The sequence below is a fragment of the Streptomyces sp. NPDC049597 genome (genome assembly GCF_040675505.1).
Classification (GTDB): Bacteria; Actinomycetota; Actinomycetes; order Streptomycetales; family Streptomycetaceae; genus Streptomyces.
Genome location: NZ_JBFAOY010000022.1, coordinates 98,889 through 119,627, shown reverse-complemented (window position 1 = coordinate 119,627; position 20,739 = coordinate 98,889). Strand labels below are relative to the sequence as shown.

Below are 20,739 nucleotides of genomic sequence, written 5' to 3'. Positions count from 1 at the left end.
CGTTCATGCCGCTGACCGATCCGATGGGCTCCACACCCGTTTCCGCCGCCCCCAGCGGGCTTCCCACCGCGGACGACGTCGTGGCCCACACCCTCCTCAACTGCCTCGTGAGAGAGATGCCGGGCCCTGAGCACCAGACCGCCGTCACCGACGGCCACCTGCTGCTGCGTCTGCCCCGCCGCGGGGTACTGCTGCGCATTGCCCTGCGCCGTACGTCGCTGCTGGGCGCGCACCGCTTCACCGGGCCGGTGCGGGAGCGGCGCGACGGCGACTGGACGGAGATCGACTGGCGGCGCCTCGCCGCGTACACACAGGACGAGCTGTCGTCGCGCACGGGCGTGCGCAACGAGGAATTCCTGGACCAGATCGCCTCCAGCCACCAGGCGGTCACGGCCGCCCTCGGCGTACGCGCCGCCCGGCCCCGGCCGCGCGCCGCCGTCGCGGACGGGCTCACCACCTATCTGGCCTCCGAACAGTCGCTGCTGTTCGGCCATCGCTTCCACCCCACCCCCAAGGCACGCAGCGGCGACCCCGCCTCATGGCTGTCGTACGCGCCCGAGACCGGGGCCTCCTTCCCCCTCCGCCATCTCGCGGTGCGCGAGCACCTCATCGCGCAGGAGACCGCCGAGCGCGGCTCAGCCGACGTGCTGGACCCGCTGCGTTCCGACGTCCCGGCCGGCTACCGGCTGCTGCCCGCCCACCCGTGGCAGTACGAGATGCTGAGCGGGCACCCCCGGCTGCGCGAGGCCGTCGAACGGGGCGACATCCTCGAACTGGCCCCGGCCGGAAAGCCGTTCACCGCCACCGCGTCCGTACGCACCCTGTACGACGGCGACACGTTCCTGAAGTTCAGCCTGAACGTCCGGATCACCAACTGCCTGCGCAAGAACGCCAGTTACGAGCTGTCCGGCGCGGTGGCCATGACCCGGCTGCTGGAGCCGGTCCTGAACGCCATGGCCACCCGCTTCCCCGGCAGCGCCGTGCTCCGCGAGCCCGCCTACCGAAGCCTGCTGCTGCCGGGGCCCGACGGTGCCGCGGACCGCGACCTGCTCGAAGGCTTCGGCGTGATCGTCCGCGAGGGCCTGGCGGCGAGGCTGCTTCCGGGCACCACCCCGTTGCTCGCGGCGGCTGTCGCCGACGAGTACCCGACCGGTCCCGGCCACATCTCCCGGCTCCTCGAAGGGGCAGGGCCGGGGACCGCCCTCGACTGGTGGTCGGCGTACCTGAAGCTGCTCGTCCCACCGGTCCTGGCCGCGTACTTCGACCACGGCCTGGTCCTGGAGCCGCACCTGCAGAACGTCCTCGTCTGCGTCGATGACGAGGGCATGCCCGCCCAGGTCCTCTTCCGCGACCTGGAGGGCACCAAGCTCCTGCCCGAGCACCACGCCGACGCCCTCGACGCTCTGCCCGCCGCGGTCGCCGGCCCGATGACGTACGACGCGCAGCGCGGCTGGGACCGGGTCGTCTACTGCCTGCTGGTCAACCACGTCGCCGACATGCTCGCTGCCGTCGCCGACCTGCATCCGCGGATCGAGCGCGCCCTGTGGGCCGAGGTCCGGGCCGCCCTCCAGGCGTACGCGGACCGGTACGGCTGCCCGCCACGGCTCGCCGCGCTGCTCGCGGGCGCACCGCTGCCCGCCAAGGCCAACCTGCTGACGCGCTGGGAACGCAAGGCCGACCGCGAAGCCGGCTACGTCCGCCTGCCCTCCCCGCTCGCCGATGACCTGCTGTCCGAAACCGTCCACGACACCTGGAGCGACGCCTGATGACCGCCCCCACCGCCGCGGTGCGCGACCGCGTCCTCTCCCTGCCCGCCGACGAGCTCCCCGCGTACGTCTACGATCTGGCGGCGCTGCGCGAGCACGCGGCCGCCGTACGGACAGCCCTGCCCGAGCGGGTCGAGCTGTACTACGCCGCCAAGGCCAACCCGGAGCCGGAGATCCTCGCCGTGCTGGGCCCGTACGTCGACGGCTACGAGGTCTCATCGGGCGGCGAACTCGCCCACGTCCGCAAGGCGGTACCGGGCCGCCCCCTGGCCATCGGCGGCCCCGGCAAGACGCCGGCCGAGATCGCCTCCGCCCTGGAACTGGGCGTGGAACGCTTCCACGTGGAGAGCGTGCACGAGCTGCACATGCTGGCGGAGCTGGCCCGGCGGGCGGGAGCGAACGCCGACGTGCTGCTCCGCTTCAATCTCGCGGTGTCCGACGGCTCGCTCGCGGACAGCTCGCTGGCGATGGGCGGCCGGCCCACCCCGTTCGGCCTCGACCCGGCCGACGCCGACACGGCCGTCCGCCTGCTCGGCGACGGCACGTACCCGCATCTGCGACTGCGCGGCGTCCACGCCCACCTGGCCAGCGGCCTGCGCGCCCCCGAGCAGCTCGCGGTCGCCGAAGCCGTCGTGACGTGGGCGACGGAGCTGGCCGCCCGCCACCGCGTCCGCCTCGCCGAGGTGAACGTCGGCGGCGGCATGACCGTCGACTACGCCGCGCCCGACCAGCGCTTCGACTGGACGGCGTACGGGGTCGGGCTGGCCCGCCTCGCGGCCGCCCACCCCCGCCTCACGCTGCGCATCGAGCCGGGCCGCGCCCTGACCGCGTACTGCGGCTGGTACGCCACCGAGGTGCTGGACGTGAAGCACAGCCACGGCGAGGAGTTCGCCGTCGTCCGCGGCGGCACGCACCACCTGCGCACCCCGGCGACCAAGGGTCACGACCAGCCCTGCTCCGTCCTCCCGGTGGACACCTGGCCCCACCCCTGGCCCCGTCCGTCCGCCCGGCAGGACCGGGTCACGCTGACCGGCCAGCTGTGCACCCCCAAGGACCTGCTGGCCCGTCGGGTCCCGGCACCGGGTCTGCGCGCCGGCGACCGGGTGGCATTCGCCCTCGCGGGTGCCTACGCGTGGAACATCTCGCACCACGACTTCCTCATGCACCCCCGGCCCGGCTTCCACTTCCTCGATGGGACAGGGGCCTGACCGGGCCCGTGGGGCGGGGGCACTTCACGTCGACGAGTGCTCCCGGAGCAATGATGACAAGGACCACGGATGCGGTGTCAGTCTGCTGACGTATCCTTCCCGGCACCGCACACCGACGGTGAGGACCAAGAGAATTGACTGGCTTGTCTGCTTTCCCGCTGCCCTTCCACGCTTCCCGTTCCATGTCGTTCGCAACACCCCGAACCCTGCGGGAACTTCAGATGATGCAGTGCAGCTCACACATCAGGGCGAAGCCGGGGTGGTTCGACAAGATGAACGATGCCGACATCGTCGCCAGGTGGACGCAAGAAGCGCTCGCCCAGGGCCTCACCGAAGCGCAGGTTCGTTACGTACGTGCCGAACTCGTGTATTACGCCGCGCTGCGGGACGGACGAACCGGCATCGAGGTGTCCGCCGTCGACGGGGTGTGGCAGTCGGACACACTGGTCGACGACAAGCTGAGATCCCGGCTGCGCGAGGCCGTTCGGGTTCTGGAGCAGGTCCCCGAAGAAGAGCAGGACTGGCATCCCGGGTCCGACGGCCAAGTCCTGGATCTGGTGCACCCCTCACTGTTCTGCCTGGTGAGAGAGGTGAGCGGTGCGCCCGATCGGGCTTGGCAGAACCCGAAGGACCGCTACTCGAGGTACGAATTCTCGGAGAAATTCCAGTGGCTGCCCACGGACGTCGACGTCAGCGCCGACGGCGATGTCACCTTCCGTTCGTACGTCAACAACGTCCACCCCGAGACTCATCGCGAACTGGCCTCCGTGCTGCCGGACTTGTTCGCGCACATGCGTCCGCTGCTGGAGAACGTGCTCACGGATCTGCGCCATCCGCGGCCCCTGCGGATCGAGGCCGATCCTTTCGGGTGGTACGACTCGGAGCCGGAGTATCCGGACAAATCCTCCTACAGTGATGATGGGGCCTACGCAGAGGCCCTCCGTGCATGGCAAAAGGCCCAGGACGACTGGTGGGAAACCCGCCGCCCGGTCGTCCCGGACGCCCCAGCCTTCACCCCGCCAGAGTTGCCCGATGAATCGGCCCGAGTCGACCTGCGCGACCACAGTCTCCAGGTCATCGTCAAGCTCGCCACCATTCATCTCACCCCGGACAAGCCCGAGTACCCCGGCGGTTCCTGGCATGTCGAGGGGATGATGAACGAGCGGATCGTCTCGACCGGCATCTACTACTGGGACAGCGAGAACATCACCGAAAGCCGGCTGAGTTTCCGGGCGGCACTCGATGACCCGGACTACGAACAGAACGACGACAACGGTCTGCGTGAGGTCTACGGCCTGGAGGACGAAGACGCACTGAACCAGATGCTGGGATCGGCATCGACCCCGGCGGGCCGCTGCCTGGCGTTCCCGAACATCCTGCAGCACCGCGTCGGCTCATTCCGCCTCGTGGACCCCACCCGCCCGGGACATCGCAAAATACTCGCGTTCTTCCTGGTCGACCCTTCGGAAACGATCGTCTCGACATCCGATGTGCCACCGCAACAACCATGGTCCGACACCTCGACGATGACCCTAGAACAGGCCAAGGACTACCGCGAACAACTCATGCAGGAACGCAAGTTCTTCATCGACGAACACAACGAGCAGCTCTACGAACGAGAATTCTCCCTCTGCGAGCACTGAACCTCTTCCATCCTGAACAGGTGCGGGTCAGGAGGATGTGGACAGCTGGACGACGGCGCCGATGCGGCGGCACCTGGCCCGCGTGCCAGGTTTTCAGCTGCGCGAAGTCACGTTCCAGACGGTCGGGTTCCCTTGACTGCCTCGCGCTTCCACGGGTTGCCGCAGAATGGTCCTGAGCTTGGCAGGGTCGGTCCTGCGTGGGTCGCTGAGGTAGATCTCGTGGTGCAACCCCGCCTCCCTCAAGTTGTGAGCGGGGAGGTAATCGTGGTGCAGCCTGGTCAGGATCGGTGTCTCGTCGTCGTAAGGGCCGATGTGGAGAACCTGCGCGCTGGTGCCCTCGTGAAGCGTCTCCGACCGGACGTCCGGAACGGCCGGAAGTTTCTTCTTGGTCAGGGCGGCGCGCTTGGCGTCTTCGATCATGCCGTCAGTGATCCAGTCGGGGACGTTGATGAGCAGTCTCCATCGCCAGTTGTCCTTGAGCCTGGCGAGGAAGTCGTCCATGTCGTCCGCCCACCACAGCCCCTCGAGCGGGCCCACGACGAAGTCCTTGCCGAGCTCGCGCTTGCTCGCGAACTTAGCGGTATAGGCGACCGCGTAGAGCGCCTCGACCGCGTGGCGATACGCGGCGGTGGTGTTCGGGTCGCCGTGCCCGTCGCTGGCGAGGAAACGGAGCTCGGGGATGTCGATGAGCTCCCAGTCAGTGTTCTTGGGCGAGTAGCACCTCTTGAGCTCGCGCTTGACGTCGTACTTGGTCGTCATGCCGACACCCTTCCGGTGAGCGACTGTCATTGTGGACCAGCAGGGTTGTTCGGGCTGCGGTGACCTTGGGACGTTCGACGAGGTCACCGTTCTCGAAGCGGGCACCGTTGCGGACGAAGGCGTCGAATGGATACGTCGGCTCCCCGTTGAGGAGTCCCTGATGCAAGGACCTCGGCGAGGTGAGTGCTGTGGTCGGGCGAGCGAGCCGATCTCGTCCCCTCCACGCAAGCTCTCGCCGCCCGCCGCCCTCCGGAGAGGCAGCCGGGAGTGGATCCGGGGCCCGAATGGAGGAGCTTCCAGCGGAAGCACCACCGGACCCCGGACAGGGCGAACCCGGCGCACCCTCAGGTCAGCGCACGCGCCCCCGCGGCTTCAGCGCCACCGGCGGCAGTGCCGGGGCCGGGAGGCGGCCCCCGTCGTAGCCCTTCACCTCGCCGAAGCGGGAGCTCTCCATCCACTCCGTGCGGGCCGCCTCGATCTCCTCGTGGGACCGGCCGATGAAGTTCCACCACATCACGATCTCCTCCTCGAACGGCTCCCCGCCGAGCAGCATCAGGCCGGCGTCCGACTCGGCGCGCAGGGGGAGTTCGGAGCGGCCGCAGCCGAGGTAGAGCATCGAGCCGGGGAGCACCGGGACCCCGTCCACGTGGGCCTCGCCCGACATGGACAGCACCGCGTACTCGAAGTCCGGATCGAGCGGCAGCATCGCCTCCGCACCGCGGGCCAGGGCCAGGTCCGCGCCGACGATCGGGGTGTACGTCGTGCCCGGCGACGTCGCTCCGTCGAGGGTGCCGAGCACGACCGTCGCGGTCAGGCCCGGGGCGGTGACCTGGGGAAGCCCGGCGTGGTGCTGGAAGTGCGGCTCGACCGTCCGGTGCGCCTCCGGCAGCGCCACCCACAGCTGGGCCCCGTGCAGGAAGCGGGCGTGCTGCTTGGGGCTCTCCTCCGAGTGGCTGATCGCCCGTCCCGAGGTCATGAGTCCCAGTTCTCTCGGGCGGATGGTCGCCAGCGAGCCCGTGCTGTCGCGGTGCAGCACCTCGCCCTCGTGCAGCCAGCTGACGGTCTGCAGACCCATGTGCGGATGCGGCGGGACCTGCATGCCGGGTTCGTCGGCGATGTCGTCGGGGCCGTAGTGGTCGACGAAGGCCCAGGCTCCCACCATGCGGCGGCCGAGGTTGGGCAGCAGCCGGCGGACCTCGGTGGACTCGCCGAGCTGGACGCGGCGGGGGCTCAGGAGCTCGCGGACGGGCTCGGCAACGACGAAGCCCCGGCCGCCGCACACGGACGGGACGGCCTGACGGTCGAGATTGCTCATGGGCACAACCTAGTTCCTGTTCGGTGTCCCGGTCCGGTCGTGGGCACGACTTCCCGAAGTGGAATGGATGGACCGGCTGTGCTGTTGACGGCGTCGGCAAGCGCGTGACCCGGGAAGGAAAGCACGTGAGCGAGAGCTACTACGAGTTCGGGACGGCCGCGGAGCGGTGGAACCGGGCGCAGCTGTTCTTCGACGCCAAGGAGTACATGACGGCGGTCCGCATCCTGCGCGGTCTGGTCGAGGAAGTGCCCGAGCAGGTGGCGCCCCGGCTGCTGCTGGCCCGCGCCTACTACCACTCGGCGCAGCTGGGCAGGGCCGAGACCGAGCTGCGTGCCGTCCTGGAGCGCGACCCGGTCGAGCACTACGCGCGGCTGATGCTCGGCCGCACGCTGGAACGGCAGGGCAGGCCGGACGAGGCGGCGCCGCATCTGCGGATGGCGGCGGCGATGGCGGGTGAGCAGCCGGTCTGACCGCGCCGGCTCGGGGCCGGGCCCCGTCCCGGTGTCGTCCTCGAAGCGGCCGCCCGCCCAGCCGGCCGGGGATCGCCCAGAGGGGCGGGAAGCCGGTGAGTACCCACCGGCCCGGCCCGGCTCCTGTACGTGATCAAGGCGGCCGCCCCGGGGACCACGGTTCCGGGAGCGGCCGCCCGGCCGGCCGGCGGGCGCCGGCGGCTCGTCAGTCGAACGGGTCGAGGGTGATGTACGCGTGCTGCGGGTTGCCGTCGTGCACCAGCGACTCGTGCGCGCCGACGTCGTCGAAGGCGAAGGCGTACGCCTTGCCGTCCGCCATCTGCGCATGGATCTTGCGGGCGTAGTGGTTGGTGACCGTGTCCTTGTAGAAGTTCGCGTTGCCGCTGTCGGGCTGGTGGGGGTTGACCAGCAGTGTGGAGCGGTTGAACCCGGCACACAGGGTGCGCGAAATGGGGCCGCGCACCTGGTCGTTGGGCGCGTCCAGTTTCTTGTAGCAGCCGAAGATGCTGTCCGCGTCGGGCTTCTGGAACGAGGTGACCTGGGTGCCGGAGGCGTCGGTGAAGTTCATGACGCCGCCCGAGACGCGTCCGTAGTACGTCGTGCCCGGCCGGTCGGCGAACGGGGTGACCGTGAGCGCCTGGCCGGCGTACTTGTTCCAGACGCGGTTGACGTAGTCGTCCATGACGCCCGGGGGCAGGGCGCCGGCCGCCATGCCGTGGCCGGGGGCGAGGGCGCGCAGGACGGTGCCGTCGGAGCGGGTCTGGATGAGGTTCGCCCAGCCGCCGGGCTGGCCGCGCAGTGCGTTGTAGAACCCCCGGTAGCCGCCGGGCTTGAGCCGGCCGGTGTTCCTCACCGTGCCGTCGGCCGCCTTCACGCCGACCGCGTACGGAGCGGAGAACATGTCGACCTGGGTGCTGTTGAGCCAGAGACCGGCGTCGTTGAGCGTGTACTCGGACCAGTTGAAGAGAATGTTCCGGTTGGGGTCGGACGGGTTCTGCACGGCGGGCTGCACGAGGCCGCCGGTGGTGAGTTTGAAGACCAGCTTCTGCCCGAACGAGAAGTAGATCCGGCCGGAGAACTTGGGGACGCGGATGGTGAGCGAACGGCCGTTGGCCGGACCGGCGATCGAGGCGTCGGGGGCGGGCGTGGGCGGATTGCCGCCGGCCGGCCAGGCGTGGAACGTGCCGGAGGCGTCGGCCCAGCCCTGGCGGCCACTGCTGAGCTGGGTGCCGAGGTTGTAGACGTGGACCGGTTCACTTCGGCCCGAGTTGTTGGTGATGGTCAGCGGCACGGTCTCGGGAACCGCGGCGCCGGCCCGGGTGTCGGCCCGACTCGTGGCGTCGGCCGGGGCGGTCGGCCCGGCGGCGGTGAAGCCCGCGGCACACAGCAGGGCCGCGGCCGCGAGTGCGAGAGATTTTCGTGGAACACGCATGTTCCACCTCCTCGGCGTCGATGTCGGTGGGGGTCGGCCATCTCCGTGAGAGCGCTCTCAGACTCGGGGGCGGGGAGCCGCCCGTCAAGGTGCCGGACGGGATTCGACGGGCGGATTTCCGGGCCAGGACACGACGGTGCCCGGTCCGGACCCGCCGGACCGGGCACCGTGACGCCCCATCAGCCCCGGTATGTCTCCAGCAGCCGCAGCCAGATCTCACTGATCGTCGGGAACGCCGGAACGGCGTGCCACAGACGGTCGATCGGCACCTCGCCCGCGACCGCGACGGTCGCCGAGTGCAGCAGCTCGCCGACGCCCGGGCCGACGAAGGTGACGCCGAGCAGCACCTCGCGGTCCAGGTCGACGACCATGCGCGCCTGGCCGCGGTAGCCCTCGGCGTACAGCGCCGCTCCCGACACCGAGCCGATGTCGTAGTCGACGGCGCGTACGCGGTGGCCCGCCTTCTCCGCCTCCGCGAGCGAGAGGCCGACGGCCGCCGCCTCCGGGTCGCTGAAGACGACCTGGGGCACGGCGAAGTGGTCGGCGGACGCGCTGTGCGCTCCCCAGCGGTCGCTCGCCGACAGGGGTGCGTGCCGGGCCCTGGCCGCGATGGCCGCCCCGGCGATCCGGGCCTGGTACTTGCCCTGATGGGTCAGCAGGGCGCGGCGGTTGACGTCCCCGACCGCGTAGAGCCAGTCGGTTCCCTCGACCAGGCAGCTGTCGTCGACGGTCAGCCAGGAGCCGTCCTCCAGGCCGACCGTGTCCAGTCCGATGCCGTCGGTGCGCGGGGCGCGTCCGGTGGCGAACAGGATCTCGTCCGCCTCCGCCCTGCTGCCGTCCTCCAGAACCAGTGTCACGGGCCCGGTGCCGCCGCCGGGGCGGTCGACGGCCGCGACGGAGGTGCCGAGCCGCACGTCCGCGCCCGCCTCCTTGAGCGCCGCCGCGACGTGTTCGCCGACGAACGGCTCCATCCGGGGCAGCAGACCGTCGCCGCGTGCGAACAGCGCCACCTGGGATCCCAGGGCCTGCCAGGCCGTGGCCATCTCGACGCCGACGACTCCCCCGCCCACGATCGCGAGCCGCCCGGGCGCCTCACGCGCGCTGGTGGCCTCGCGGCTCGTCCACGCGTGCGCGCCCCGGAGGCCGGGCAGGTCGGGCAGGACGGCGCGGCTGCCCGTGCAGACGGCGACGGCGTGCCGGGCGGTCAGCACGTGGTGCTCGCCCTCGGGTCCGTCCACGACGACCTTTCCGCGGCCCTGCAGCCTGCCGCGACCGCGGTAGACGCGGGCGCCGATCGAGGCGAGCCAGCCGGCCTGGCCGTCGTCCTTCCAGTGGGAGACCTGCTCGTCGCGGCGGGCCAGTACGGCCGGGGTGCCGAGGGGGCCCCGGACCGCGTCGCTCAGTCCCGGGAGCCGCCGGGCGTCCGCGCGGGCGATCACCGGCCGCAGCAGCGCCTTGCTGGGGATGCAGGCCCAGTACGAGCAGTCACCCCCGAGCAGCTCGCTCTCCACGACCGCGGTGCTCAGGCCCGCCGCTCTGGTCCGGTCGGCCACATTTTCCCCCACGGGGCCCGCACCGAGCACTACGACGTCGTACTCCACAGCTTGGGTCATAGGGTCAGTCTGCTTCCGGGTGTGCGTCCTGGCCACATGGGCAGGGGCAGGAATAGCACGGCCCCGGGCGCCGTTGTGGGGGGCGAGTCCACCGGACACCAGGAAGAGGTAGACAGGCGATGAGCACACTCGAGCTCACCAAGGAAAACTTCGATCAGGTCGTGACCGACAACGACTTCATCCTGATCGATTTCTGGGCTTCCTGGTGCGGTCCCTGCCGTCAGTTCGCCCCCGTCTTCGAGGGCGCCTCCGAGCGGCACCCCGATCTTGTCTTCGCCAAGGTCGACACGGAGGCGCAGCAGGAGCTGGCCGCGGCCTTCGAGATCCGTTCCATCCCGACGCTGATGATCGTCCGCGACAACGTGGCCGTGTTCGCACAGCCCGGTGCGCTGCCGGAGGCCGCGCTGGAGGACGTGATCGGGCAGGCGCGCGCGCTGGACATGGACAAGGTGCGCGAGTCGATCGAGGAGGCGCAGAAGAACGGCGGCGCGCCGGAAGCCGGCTGACCCGGCGCACTCCGGCGGACGCGGCGCTCGGCACACACGGTCACGGCCGGGGTTCCGGCGAGGGCTCGTCCCTCGCGGAACCCCGGCCGTCCGCATGTCGTGCGTGTCAGGCCCCGCGGGCGTTCCCGCCGCCGACCGCCTCTCGTGCGGGTCAGGCAACCGCAGGCGCCGCGGGACGTCCGCGTCCCGCGCGCTCCGTCGGCGTTCCCGCCGTCGGCCCGGTCTCCGGCAGGACCAGGCCCGTAGGCGTACCCGCCGCCCGCACGACGCCCGTCGTCAGCGTTCCAGGACCAGGGCGAGCCCCTGCCCCACGCCGATGCACAGTGCCGCGACGCCCGTGCCGGAGCCGGCCGCCGCGAGCTGGTGGGCGACCGCACCGGCCAGCCGCGCCCCGGACGCGCCGAGCGGATGACCGATGGCGATGGCGCCGCCGCGCGGGTTGACCACGGCCGGGTCCAGCTCCGGCCACTCGGCGAGACAGCCGAGCGACTGGGCGGCGAAGGCCTCGTTGAGCTCGAGGACCGTCAGGTCGCCGAACGACCGGTCCGCCTTCGCCAGCGCCCGCTGCACCGCCTCCACCGGCCCGAGGCCGAACAGCTGCGGCTCGATGCCCGTCACGGCGGAGGCGCGGACACGGGCCAGCGGCTCGCGGCCCGTCGCCCGCAGTCCCTCCTCGTCGACGAGGAGCAACGCGGCCGCACCGTCGTTGAGCGGTGAGGCGTTGCCCGCGGTCACCGTGCCGTCGGGGCGGAAGGAGGGCTTCAGCTTGGCGAGCGCCTCCATGGAGGTGGTGTCGCGGATGCATTCGTCGCGCGCCAGGTCCACGCCCTCGTACCCGACGACCTCGCCGTCGTAGAGCCCCTTCGCCCACGCCTCGGCGGCCTTGCGGTGGCTGGCGAGAGCGAACGCGTCCTGCTCCTCGCGGCCGATGCCGTGCTTGTCGGCGACGAGTTCGGCGCCCTCGCCGAGCTGCACGGTCCACTCGGCGGGCATGCGCGGGTTGGTCATGCGCCAGCCCAGGGTTGTCGAGTGGAGCTGCTGGTGACCGGCGGGGAAGGCGCGCTCCGGCTTCTGCAGCACCCAGGGGGCGCGGGACATGGACTCGACACCTCCCGCGATCGCGATCGAGGCGTCGCCGAGCGCGACGGCGCGGGCTGCCTGGATGACGGCTTCCAGTCCCGAGCCGCACAGACGGTTGACGGTCACCCCGGGCACGGATACGGGCAGGCCCGCCAGCAGTACCGCCATCCGGGCGACATCGCGGTTGTCCTCGCCCGCGCCGTTGGCGTCGCCGAAGACGACGTCGTCGACACGGGCCGGGTCCAGCTCCGGAGTACGGTCCACGAGCGCCTTGACGACATGGGCGGCGAGGTCGTCGGGCCGCACGGAGGAGAGGGCGCCCCCGAACTTTCCGATCGGAGTGCGGACGGCGTCGACGATGTAGACGTCGCGGATGCTCATCGATTCTCTCCCGGGCCAGGACCGAGGTTCCCCTGATGAACCATGGTCCACAATCGAGTCGCCCGAGTCTGTGCCGGTCCCCGCCCCCTGTCAACGGCCGCCCGGCCCGGCGGCCGCTCAGGCGGCGGCCGCTCATGCGTCCGCGGCGTCCACCACCCGTACGGTCAGCCCGTAGTCGAGCTCGGCCCCGTCGACCAGCAGCGCCTCCACCGTGCGGGTCAGCGGATCGATGTCGGCCTCGACCCCGTCGCCGACATAACGCGGGTAGCCGGAGGCGCCCAGCTCGCCGGTGGCGTCGACGACCGCCGAGCGGATCGCGCTGTCGGCCGCGGTGACCGGGTCGTCGCCCTCGACGTGCTCGGGCAGGATCAGGATCCCGAAGCGCTGCGGTTGAGTGCTCATGCAGGCGACGCTAGACACCCCCCGCCGTGCTCGCATGTCGTCACCCCACCGGGCGCCTCTCCGCGGCGTCAGCCCGACTCGCGCTGCACGGGCCCGACCGCCATCAGCTCGTGCCGCTCGGGCCGCGTACCCGGCTCGCGGACCACGCGGTCCACGAGCTCGGCGAGCCGGCGCCCGCTGACAAGGTCGATGCGCACGGTGCTCAGCCGGGGCCGCAGCAGCCTGCCGAGCAGCAGGTCTCCGGCGCCGATCACGGCGGTCTCGCCGGGGACGTCGACGCCCTCGTCCTGCAGGGCGCGCATCAGCAGCATCGCGTACTCGTCGTCGTACGCGTAGACGCCGTCCAGGCCGAGTGCGCGCCAGCGCCCGGCGAGCGCCGCGGCCGATTCCTCCTCGTACGCCATGGTCAGCGGGACGACGCGGGCGCCCGTGCCGTCGGCGGCGGCGCGCGCGCCGGCCAGCCTCGCCCCGGCGACCGGACGCAGTGCCGCCTCCTCGGGCACGACCACACCGACGGCCCGCCGGCCGCGCCGGATCAGATGCCCCACCGCGCAGCCGCCGACCGCGCGCTGGTCCATGACGAGTGCGTGCGCGCCCTCCACGGTGTGCGGCCCGAGGGTGACGACGGCCCGGGCACCGGACCGTTTGAGCACCTCCACACCGTGTGCCGTGGGCTCCGCGTCGCCGAGGCACACGACGGCGACCGGCCGCAACTCGGCCCAGGCGCGGGCGGCTTCGTCCCCTTCGAGGCCGAGGCTGCCGTACTGGACGACGGTGTAGTCCAGGCGGCGCAGGGCCCGCTGGAACTCGTCGGAGAAGGGCCGGGAGAGCGGTCCGAACGGCAGGTGGGCCGTGGGCAGCAGCACGGTGCGGGTGCGTCCGGCGCGCAGGCTGCGGGCCGCGGCGTGGGGCACATACCCCAGTTCCTCGGCGGCGGCGCGGACCCTCAGCCGGGTGGCCTCGCTGATGCGGACCGACACGGTGTCGTTCAGGACGTACGAGACGGTGGCCCGGGACACTCCGGCCAGCCGGGCGACGTCGGCACTGGTCGGGACGGAGCGTTGCACGGGCAGTTCGGGTGTCTGGCTCATCGCCCGCGTCATCCTTCCAGACCGGCCGTGCACCGGGTCCGGTACATGGCCGGAAACGCCCCTGGCTCCAACTCCGCCGAGGCCGAAAGCAGTTGCGCGGACGAACTGCTCTGGGGACCCGTTCCCGCCGCCCGTCACGGCGTGGGCCGCGGCACGGCCGCGCCCCTGGCCCCGACACCCGGATGGCCGGATCTCACGCCGGCACGCCGAAGGCGGCGCTACGCGGCCTCGCCCCCGAGGACCCGGCGGAACGCCCCCAGCGTCCTCGCGCCCGCCGTGCGGTCCAGGACGGCGAACACCACCTCGTCGAAGTGGCCCGCGAACCGGCCGCCGGGTCCCAGCAGGGCGCGGAACGCACCGGCGACCTCGGCCGGGTCGTTGCGGAAGACCCCGCAGCCCCAGGCGCCGAGCACGAGGCGGCGGTAGCCGTTGACGGCGGCGACCTCCAGGACGCGTTCCGCACGGGCGGCGAGAGCGGCGGGGATGCGGTGCGCCTCCTCCGGCGCGCGGCGGGTGATCACGCCGGCGTTCGGGGCGGGCGAGGTGAGGAATCCGACCCGGCACGGGGCTTCGAGGAGCCGTCCCCGGTCGTCGCGGAAGACGGGGACGCCCGGGGAGTGGATGACGCGGTCCGAGTAGAACGGGCTGCGGTCCGCGCGATGGTGCTCGTAGTACGCGGGAGCGCGCAGCAGCGTGGTGTACAGCGCGGAGGCGCGGCACAGGGCCTCTTCCTGCGCCTGTGCGCCGTTCACGTAACCACCGCCCGGGTTGCGCGCGGAGGCGAAATTGAGCACGGCGACCCCTCCGGGCGCGGCGGCGGCCATCCGCCGGGCCGCCTCGGTGCTGCTCTCGCCGGTGACCTCCACGACGGTCGCGCGATCGGTGTCGGGCGTGACCTCGACGGGCTCGGGACCGTACAGCCGCGTCCCCTCGACGGCGGCGGCGACGGCCTCCCCCAGCCGTACCTCACGGCCGTCCGGCAGGCGGTATCCCCCCGTCGCGACGATCTCCTCGTTCTCCTTCGCGATCCCCCGCAGTCGTGCGCTCATGGCTGCATGCTGCGTGACCAGCGAGGACACCGGCAACCGTATTTCCGCTCCTCAAGAGCACTCTTGTGCGAACCGGCGGCTGTGGCCTTAGGTTGAACATCAGGCCCTGCCCAGGGCCTGCGACGGGAGGAGTGGATTCGTGCATCCACCGGATACCGGCGACTTCGGGCCCCCGATATCGGAGGACGAAGCCGAGGACCTGCTCCGATGTATCTGCTTCAAGACCGGCCCGCCCCGCAGCGTGGGCGTGGAGGTCGAGTGGCTGGTCCATGATCTGGAACGGCCCCGTACACCCGTACCGTCCGGACGCCTGGCGGCGGCGTTCGACGAGGTACGCACCCTGACGCTGGACTCGGCTCTGACGTTCGAGCCGGGCGGCCAGCTGGAGCTCAGCTCCCGTCCCGCCGCGACCCTGATGGAGTGCGTCGACTCCACCGCCGCCGACCTGCGCGCCGTACGGGCCGTGCTGCGCACCGCGGGTCTGGCCACGACCGGCTACGGTCTCGACCCCTGGCACCCGCCCCGCCGCCTCCTCCACGATCCGCGCTACGACGCGATGGAACGGCATCTGGACCGTTCCGGTCCGGCCGGGCGCACGATGATGTGCAGTTCGGCGTCCGTGCAGGTCTGCCTGGACGCGGGCGAGGAGGAACCCGGCCCGCTCGGACACGCCAGACGCTGGCTGCTCGCCCATCTGCTGGGCGCGGTTCTCCTGGCCGCCTTCGCCAACTCCTCCGTGCGCGCCGGACGCCGCACCGGCTGGCGCTCGGCCCGGCAGGCCGTGTGGGACGCCCTCGACCCCGTGCGCCCGGTGGCCCCGGACCCGTCGCGGGAGCCGCGTTCGGCCTGGGCCGCGCACGCCCTGGACGCGCCGGTGATGTGCCTGCGCCGGGAGGAGGGCGACTGGGACTCCCCCCACGGGCTCACGTTCCGGCAGTGGCTGCGCTCCCGAGCGCCCCGGCCGCCGACGAGAGCGGACCTCGACTACCACCTGACCACCCTCTTCCCGCCGGTCCGGCCGCGCGGACACCTCGAGCTGCGCATGATCGACGCCCAGCCGGGCGAGGACGGCTGGATGGTGCCGCTCGCCGTCACCACCGCGCTGTTCGACGATCCGGAGGCGGCGGAGACGGTGTACCGCGCGGTCAAACCGCTCGCGGAGTACGCCGGTTCACTGCCCGCGCCGCGCAATCCGCTGTGGGTGGCCGCCGCCCGGCACGGCCTCGCCGACCCCGAGTTGCACGCCGCGGCCCTCACCTGCTTCGCCGCCGCGCTGGAGGCCCTGGACCGCATCGGTGTGTCCGATGCCGTTCGCGGGAGCGTCGCCGCGTTCCACGAGCGCCACGTCCTGCCGGGCCGGTGCCCCGCCGACGACCAGCTCGATTCCTCCGTGGCCTGGGAGCCTGTCTCATGACCGACGAACTGCGGCGCGACGCACTCGACGCGCTGACCCGTGCCCGTTCCCGTACCGCCGCCCTGACCGAGTGCGTCGACGACGGCGAACTGACCGCCCAGCACTCGCCGTTGATGTCCCCGCTGGTGTGGGACCTGGCGCACATCGGCAACCAGGAGGAGCAGTGGCTGGTGCGCACGGTCGGCGGCCGTGAGGCGCTGCGGCCGGACATCGACTCCATCTACGACGCCTTCGAGCACCCCCGGGCGTCCCGCCCGTCGCTGCCGCTGCTGGCCCCGGCCGAGGCGCGGGTGTACGCCGCCGACGTGCGCGGCCGGGTGCTGGACATCCTGGAGCGCACCCCGCTGGAGGGGGCTCCGCTGGTCGACGCCGCCTTCGCGTTCGGCATGATCGCGCAGCACGAACAGCAGCACGACGAGACGATGCTGATCACCCATCAGCTCCGCAAGGGCCCCGCGGCGCTCACCGCGCCGGAGCCGCCCGCCCACGCCGTGGAGCCTTTGCCGACCGAGATTCTGGTGCCCGGCGGGCCTTTCACCATGGGAACCTCGACCGAGCCGTGGGCGCTGGACAACGAGCGGCCCGCGCACCGGCGGGACGTGCCCGCCTTCTGGATCGACACGGTGCCGGTGACGTGCGGCGCGTACCAGGAGTTCATCGACGACGGCGGCTACACGGAGCGGCGCTGGTGGGCCGAGGCGGGCTGGGACCAGATCCGGGCCCATGACATCGCGGCACCGCTGTTCTGGCGGCGCGAGGGCGGGGTGTGGCTGCGGCGGCGCTTCGGTGTCACCGAGGAGGTGCCGACGGACGAGCCGGTGCTGCACGTGAGCTGGTACGAGGCGGACGCGTACGCCCGCTGGGCGGGCCGCAGGCTGCCGACCGAGGCCGAGTGGGAGAAGGCGGCCCGGCACGATCCGGAGTCGGGACGCTCCCGGCGCTACCCGTGGGGTGACGCCGACCCGGAGGCGGCGCACGCCAATCTGGGGCAGCGCCACCTGCGGCCCGCCCGGGCCGGGGGCTACCCCGAGGGCGCATCGCCGCTCGGGGTGCGTCAGCTGATCGGTGACGTGTGGGAGTGGACCGCGAGCGACTTCCTGCCGTATCCCGGTTTCGCCGCGTTCCCGTACCGCGAGTACTCCGAGGTGTTCTTCGGCAGCGCGCACAAGGTGCTGCGGGGCGGCTCGTTCGCCGTGGACCCGGTGGCCTGCCGGGGCACCTTCCGCAACTGGGACCTGCCGGTGCGCCGGCAGATCTTCTCCGGATTCCGCACCGCACGGGACGCCGAGGTGCGCACGGGAGGTGCCGCCTGATGTGCCGGCACCTCGCCTACCTCGGGCCGCCGGAGCCGCTGGGCGCGCTGCTCACCGCCCCGGAGCACGCCCTGATGCGCCAGTCGTGGGCGCCCCGCCGGCAGCGCTACGGCACGGTGAACGCGGACGGTTTCGGTGTCGGCTGGTACGCGCAGGGCGATCCGCTGCCCGCCCGCTACCGTCGCGCCGGGCCGATCTGGGCCGACCTGTCCTTCACCGATCTCGCCCGCGTGGTGCGCAGCGAGGCGCTGCTCGCGGCGGTGCGCGACGCCACCGAGCCCGGGGCGGACAACGAGGCGGCGGCCGCGCCGTTCGCCTGTGGCCGCTGGCTGTTCAGCCACAACGGCGCGGTGAAGGGCTGGCCGGGCTCCCTGGCGGGCCTGGCCGCGCAACTGCCGACGGCGGAGCTGCTGTCGCTGGAGGCGCGCAACGACTCGGCCCTGATCTGGGCGCTGGTGCTGCACCGTCTGCGGGCGGGCGACAGCCTCGGTCAGGCCCTCGCCGACACCGTGCGCGACACGGCTGCGGCGGCCGGTGACTCCCGGCTCAACCTCCTCCTCACCGACGGCCGCGCGATCGCCGCGACCGCGTGGGGCGACACCCTCTGGTACCTCGCCGGTTCCGACGGCCGCCTGGTCGTCGCCTCGGAGCCGTACGACGACGATCCCCGCTGGCAGGAGGTGCCGGACCGGACCCTGCTGACCGCGACGCGCACCGATCTCCTGCTGACCGAGCTCAAGGAGCCGACCCAGTGAGCCCGTTCCTGCTGACCCGCACCCTGCCCGAGGACGCGACGGAGGCCGACCTGCGCGCCGACGTGCTGCACGGCCTGACCCGTACGCCGAAGGTGCTGCCGCCCAAGTGGTTCTACGACGCCCGCGGCAGCGAGCTGTTCGAGGAGATCACACGGCTGCCGGAGTACTATCCGACGCGCGCCGAGCGGGAGATCCTGGCGGCGCGCGCCGGGGAGATCGCGGCGGCGACCGGGGCCCGCACGCTCGTCGAGCTGGGGTCGGGGTCGTCGGAGAAGACGCGTTTCCTGCTGGACGCGCTGACGGATCTGCACACCTACGTGCCCGTGGACGTGAGCGAGAGCGCCCTGACGGGAGCCGCGAAGGCGTTGCTCGCGGAGCGGCCCGGGCTCGATGTGCACGCGCTGGTCGCCGACTTCACCCGCGGCCTGGCGCTGCCCGGCACGCCGGGGCCGAGGCTGGTCGCGTTCCTCGGCGGAACGATCGGCAATCTGCTCCCGGCCGAGCGCGCGGTGTTCCTGAAGTCGGTGCGCGATCTGCTGTCGCCGGGCGACTCGCTGCTGCTGGGCACCGACCTGGTCAAGGACGAGGACGTGCTGGTGCGCGCGTACGACGACGCGGCCGGGGTGACGGCGCAGTTCAACAAGAACGTGCTCGCCGTCATCGCCCGGGAGCTGGGCGCGGACCTGGACCCGGCCGATTTCGACCACGTGGCGGTGTGGGACCGCGACAACGAGTGGATCGAGATGCGGCTGCGGGCCCGTTCCGCGCTCGGTGTGAAGATCCGCGCGCTGGATCTGGTGGTGCCGTTCGAGGCGGGTGAGGAGCTGCGCACCGAGGTGTCGGCGAAGTTCCGTCAGGCCGGGGTGCGCAGCGAACTGGCGGGCGCGGGTATGGAGTTGACGCACTGGTGGACCGACGAGGGGGGCCGGTTCGCGTTGAGCCTCTCCACGGCGAGCTGAGCCGACAGGGCGAGTGAGCGGCGGTCGGTTCGGCTGCCGGGGAGTATCGGCGGCAGCAGCCGTATCTCCGCCGTCAGGGCACCGGCCGTCACGACCCGCCACAGGGACGCCGGGAGCGGGTCGTCGCCCACGAACGCGGCCGCGCCGGTGGGCCCGTAGCCGATGTGCACGGGCTGGACGGCGGCGCCCGCGTCCAGGGCCGCCTGGAAGGCGGCCGGCCGGAACCGGCCCTGGCCTCGGCCGCACCAGGTGGAGCCCTCGGGGAAGACGATCACCCGGGCGCCGCCGCGGAGAGCGTCGGCCATCGCGTCGACGGCGGCGGGCAGCGCGCGCAGCCGGTCGCGTTCGAGGAACAGCGTGCCGCCCCGGGCCGCCAGCGGGCCGAGGACCGGCCAGCGGCGCACCTCGGTCTTGGCGAGCATCCGGCCCGGCGTCACGGCGGCGATCAGCGGGATGTCCAGCCAGGAGATGTGGTTGGCGACGACGAGCGAGGCGCGTTCGCCGTGCGGGACGCCGGTGACGCGCAGGCGTACACCGAAGGCCCGCAGGACCGCGCGTGCCCAGGACCGGGTCAGCGCGTGTCGTACCCGCGCGCCGAACAGCAGGCCGAGCAGCGCCGCGAACGGGGAGAGCACCACCCCGGCGAGGACGGCCGACACACCGGCGAGCAGACGGAGCACGGCGAGCGGCGCGGCGGCCGTCCGTCCCGTGTGCGTGGCGCACGCCTGGGGCGTGCACGGCGCCGTGGGCAGCCAGACGCTCATCGCACCGGGGCGAGCGAGAGGAAGTGGCGCAGGTAGCGGGGGTTGGTGCGGCGCAGCGACAGCAGGACGTACAGGTCGGCGACGTTGAAGTCGGGGTCGTGCGCGGGGGCGCCGCAGACCCAGGCGCCGAGCCGCAGGTAGCCGCGCAGCAGCGGCGGGAGCTCGACGCGCCCCGTGGGGCGGGCGACGCCGTCCGCGTTCCAGAGCTTGTGCGGGGTGACCCAGTACTCCTCGGGGGCGAGGTTCTTGGCGCGCACGGTGTCCCAGGTCGCGGCGGCGAGCGCGCCGCCGTCGGCGAGCGGGAGGGAGCAGCAGCCGGCCAGCCAGTTGTGGCCGGTGCGGGTCATGTAGCGGGCGAGACCGGCCCAGATCAGGGCGATGACGGCGCCGTTGCGGTGCAGGGGGTGCACGCAGGAGCGGCCCACCTCGACGAGGTCGTCCCGGATGGGCTCCAGGCGGGCGAGGTCGAACTCGCCCTCCGAGTAGAGGCGGCCGGCGATGCGGGCGCGCTCGGGGGGCAGCAGCCGGTAGGTGCCGACGACGTCGCCGGTCACCGCCTCGCGGACCAGGAGGTGGTCGCAGTACGCGTCGAAGGCGTCGGTGTCGAGGCCCGGCTCCGGGCCGTCGAGGCGGGCGCCCATCTCTCCGGCGAACACCTGGTGGCGCAGTCGCTGGGCGGCGCGCACGTCCTCCTGGTCCCGGGCGAGCGAGACGATGTAGCGGGGTTCGTCGGCCCCGGGGGCCTGGGCCGGCGCCGGGGCGGGGGCCGGGATCAGGGCGGGCGCCGGGGCGGCGACGACGGGCGATGCTGGCATGGCG

At 72.4% G+C, this 20,739-nt stretch carries 19 protein-coding genes; 9 read left to right on the top strand and 10 right to left on the bottom strand.

Features of this window, described 5'->3' with window-relative positions; all coding sequences use genetic code 11:
* The first annotated feature begins 5 nt into the window (after positions 1–5).
* The 3 genes from AB0K02_RS23920 (at position 6) to AB0K02_RS23910 (ending at position 4,617) form a co-directional block, all read left to right on the top strand.
* Positions 6–1,766, top strand: a complete 1,761-nt coding sequence (locus AB0K02_RS23920; RefSeq protein WP_365994551.1) for an IucA/IucC family protein — start codon at positions 6–8, stop codon at positions 1,764–1,766.
* Entirely contained in the window at positions 1,766–2,974 is a 1,209-nt protein-coding gene (locus tag AB0K02_RS23915) for a type III PLP-dependent enzyme (protein WP_365994550.1), read from the top strand. Before AB0K02_RS23920 ends, AB0K02_RS23915 begins: the two co-directional genes overlap by 1 nt.
* A 134-nt stretch (positions 2,975–3,108) precedes the next feature.
* Positions 3,109–4,617, top strand: a complete 1,509-nt coding sequence (locus AB0K02_RS23910) for a DUF4246 domain-containing protein (RefSeq protein WP_365994549.1) — start codon at positions 3,109–3,111, stop codon at positions 4,615–4,617.
* A gap of 93 nt (positions 4,618–4,710) precedes the next feature.
* Here the strand turns inward: AB0K02_RS23910 and AB0K02_RS23905 are convergent, their stop codons facing one another.
* Entirely contained in the window at positions 4,711–5,376 is a 666-nt protein-coding gene (locus tag AB0K02_RS23905) for a GyrI-like domain-containing protein (protein ID WP_365994548.1), read from the bottom strand.
* A 349-nt stretch (positions 5,377–5,725) separates the two neighbouring features.
* A complete protein-coding gene (locus AB0K02_RS23900) occupies positions 5,726–6,691 on the bottom strand; it encodes a pirin family protein (RefSeq protein WP_365994547.1) in 966 nt (321 codons plus the stop codon).
* A 125-nt stretch (positions 6,692–6,816) separates the two neighbouring features.
* Between AB0K02_RS23900 and AB0K02_RS23895 the strand changes: the two genes are divergently transcribed.
* A complete protein-coding gene (locus AB0K02_RS23895; RefSeq protein WP_177147263.1) occupies positions 6,817–7,161 on the top strand; it encodes a tetratricopeptide repeat protein in 345 nt (114 codons plus the stop codon).
* A 205-nt stretch (positions 7,162–7,366) separates the two neighbouring features.
* On the opposite strand, the gene AB0K02_RS23890 is transcribed toward AB0K02_RS23895, so the two are convergent.
* Together AB0K02_RS23890 and AB0K02_RS23885 are read right to left on the bottom strand one after the other, a co-directional pair.
* A complete protein-coding gene (locus AB0K02_RS23890; RefSeq protein ID WP_365994546.1) occupies positions 7,367–8,593 on the bottom strand; it encodes a glycoside hydrolase family 64 protein in 1,227 nt (408 codons plus the stop codon).
* Positions 8,594–8,772: 179 nt separating this feature from the next.
* The gene (locus AB0K02_RS23885) at positions 8,773–10,206 is read right to left on the bottom strand and encodes an NAD(P)/FAD-dependent oxidoreductase (RefSeq protein WP_365994545.1); all 1,434 of its coding nucleotides are present in this window, start codon (positions 10,204–10,206) and stop codon (positions 8,773–8,775) included.
* A gap of 119 nt (positions 10,207–10,325) precedes the next feature.
* Between AB0K02_RS23885 and trxA the strand changes: the two genes are divergently transcribed.
* A complete protein-coding gene (gene trxA / locus AB0K02_RS23880) occupies positions 10,326–10,712 on the top strand; it encodes a thioredoxin (RefSeq protein WP_365994544.1) in 387 nt (128 codons plus the stop codon).
* Between the two features lie 276 nt (positions 10,713–10,988).
* Here the strand turns inward: trxA and AB0K02_RS23875 are convergent, their stop codons facing one another.
* The 4 genes from AB0K02_RS23875 to AB0K02_RS23860 all read right to left on the bottom strand — a co-directional run bounded on the left by AB0K02_RS23875 (position 10,989) and on the right by AB0K02_RS23860 (position 14,715).
* A complete protein-coding gene (locus tag AB0K02_RS23875) occupies positions 10,989–12,173 on the bottom strand; it encodes a thiolase family protein (protein ID WP_365994542.1) in 1,185 nt (394 codons plus the stop codon).
* Between the two features lie 132 nt (positions 12,174–12,305).
* Positions 12,306–12,575 (bottom strand): hypothetical protein, encoded by a 270-nt coding sequence (locus AB0K02_RS23870; RefSeq protein WP_365994541.1) that lies wholly within the window; start codon positions 12,573–12,575, stop codon positions 12,306–12,308.
* Positions 12,576–12,643: 68 nt separating this feature from the next.
* A complete protein-coding gene (locus AB0K02_RS23865; RefSeq protein ID WP_365994540.1) occupies positions 12,644–13,666 on the bottom strand; it encodes a LacI family DNA-binding transcriptional regulator in 1,023 nt (340 codons plus the stop codon).
* A gap of 218 nt (positions 13,667–13,884) precedes the next feature.
* Positions 13,885–14,715 (bottom strand): TIGR02452 family protein, encoded by an 831-nt coding sequence (locus AB0K02_RS23860; protein WP_365994539.1) that lies wholly within the window; start codon positions 14,713–14,715, stop codon positions 13,885–13,887.
* Between the two features lie 139 nt (positions 14,716–14,854).
* Between AB0K02_RS23860 and egtA the strand changes: the two genes are divergently transcribed.
* Genes egtA through egtD form a run of 4 tightly spaced genes read left to right on the top strand, consistent with a single transcriptional unit; the run spans position 14,855 to position 19,156 of the window.
* Positions 14,855–16,129 (top strand): ergothioneine biosynthesis glutamate--cysteine ligase EgtA, encoded by a 1,275-nt coding sequence (gene egtA, locus AB0K02_RS23855; protein ID WP_365994538.1) that lies wholly within the window; start codon positions 14,855–14,857, stop codon positions 16,127–16,129.
* Entirely contained in the window at positions 16,126–17,442 is a 1,317-nt protein-coding gene (gene egtB, locus AB0K02_RS23850; RefSeq protein WP_365994537.1) for an ergothioneine biosynthesis protein EgtB, read from the top strand. The genes egtA and egtB overlap by 4 nt, the downstream gene beginning before the upstream one ends.
* Positions 17,442–18,197, top strand: coding sequence for an ergothioneine biosynthesis protein EgtC (gene egtC / locus AB0K02_RS23845; protein ID WP_365994536.1), 756 nt, complete (start codon positions 17,442–17,444; stop codon positions 18,195–18,197). Before egtB ends, egtC begins: the two co-directional genes overlap by 1 nt.
* Complete coding sequence (gene egtD, locus AB0K02_RS23840) at positions 18,194–19,156, top strand: L-histidine N(alpha)-methyltransferase (protein WP_365994535.1); 963 nt, start codon at positions 18,194–18,196, stop codon at positions 19,154–19,156. Before egtC ends, egtD begins: the two co-directional genes overlap by 4 nt.
* Here the strand turns inward: egtD and AB0K02_RS23835 are convergent.
* On the bottom strand, positions 19,051–19,920 hold the full coding sequence (locus AB0K02_RS23835; protein WP_365994534.1) for a lysophospholipid acyltransferase family protein: 870 nt from the start codon (positions 19,918–19,920) through the stop codon (positions 19,051–19,053). The genes egtD and AB0K02_RS23835 overlap by 106 nt on opposite strands.
* Complete coding sequence (locus tag AB0K02_RS23830; RefSeq protein ID WP_365994533.1) at positions 19,917–20,735, bottom strand: GNAT family N-acyltransferase; 819 nt, start codon at positions 20,733–20,735, stop codon at positions 19,917–19,919. Before AB0K02_RS23830 ends, AB0K02_RS23835 begins: the two co-directional genes overlap by 4 nt.
* Between the last annotated feature and the right edge of the window lie 4 nt (positions 20,736–20,739).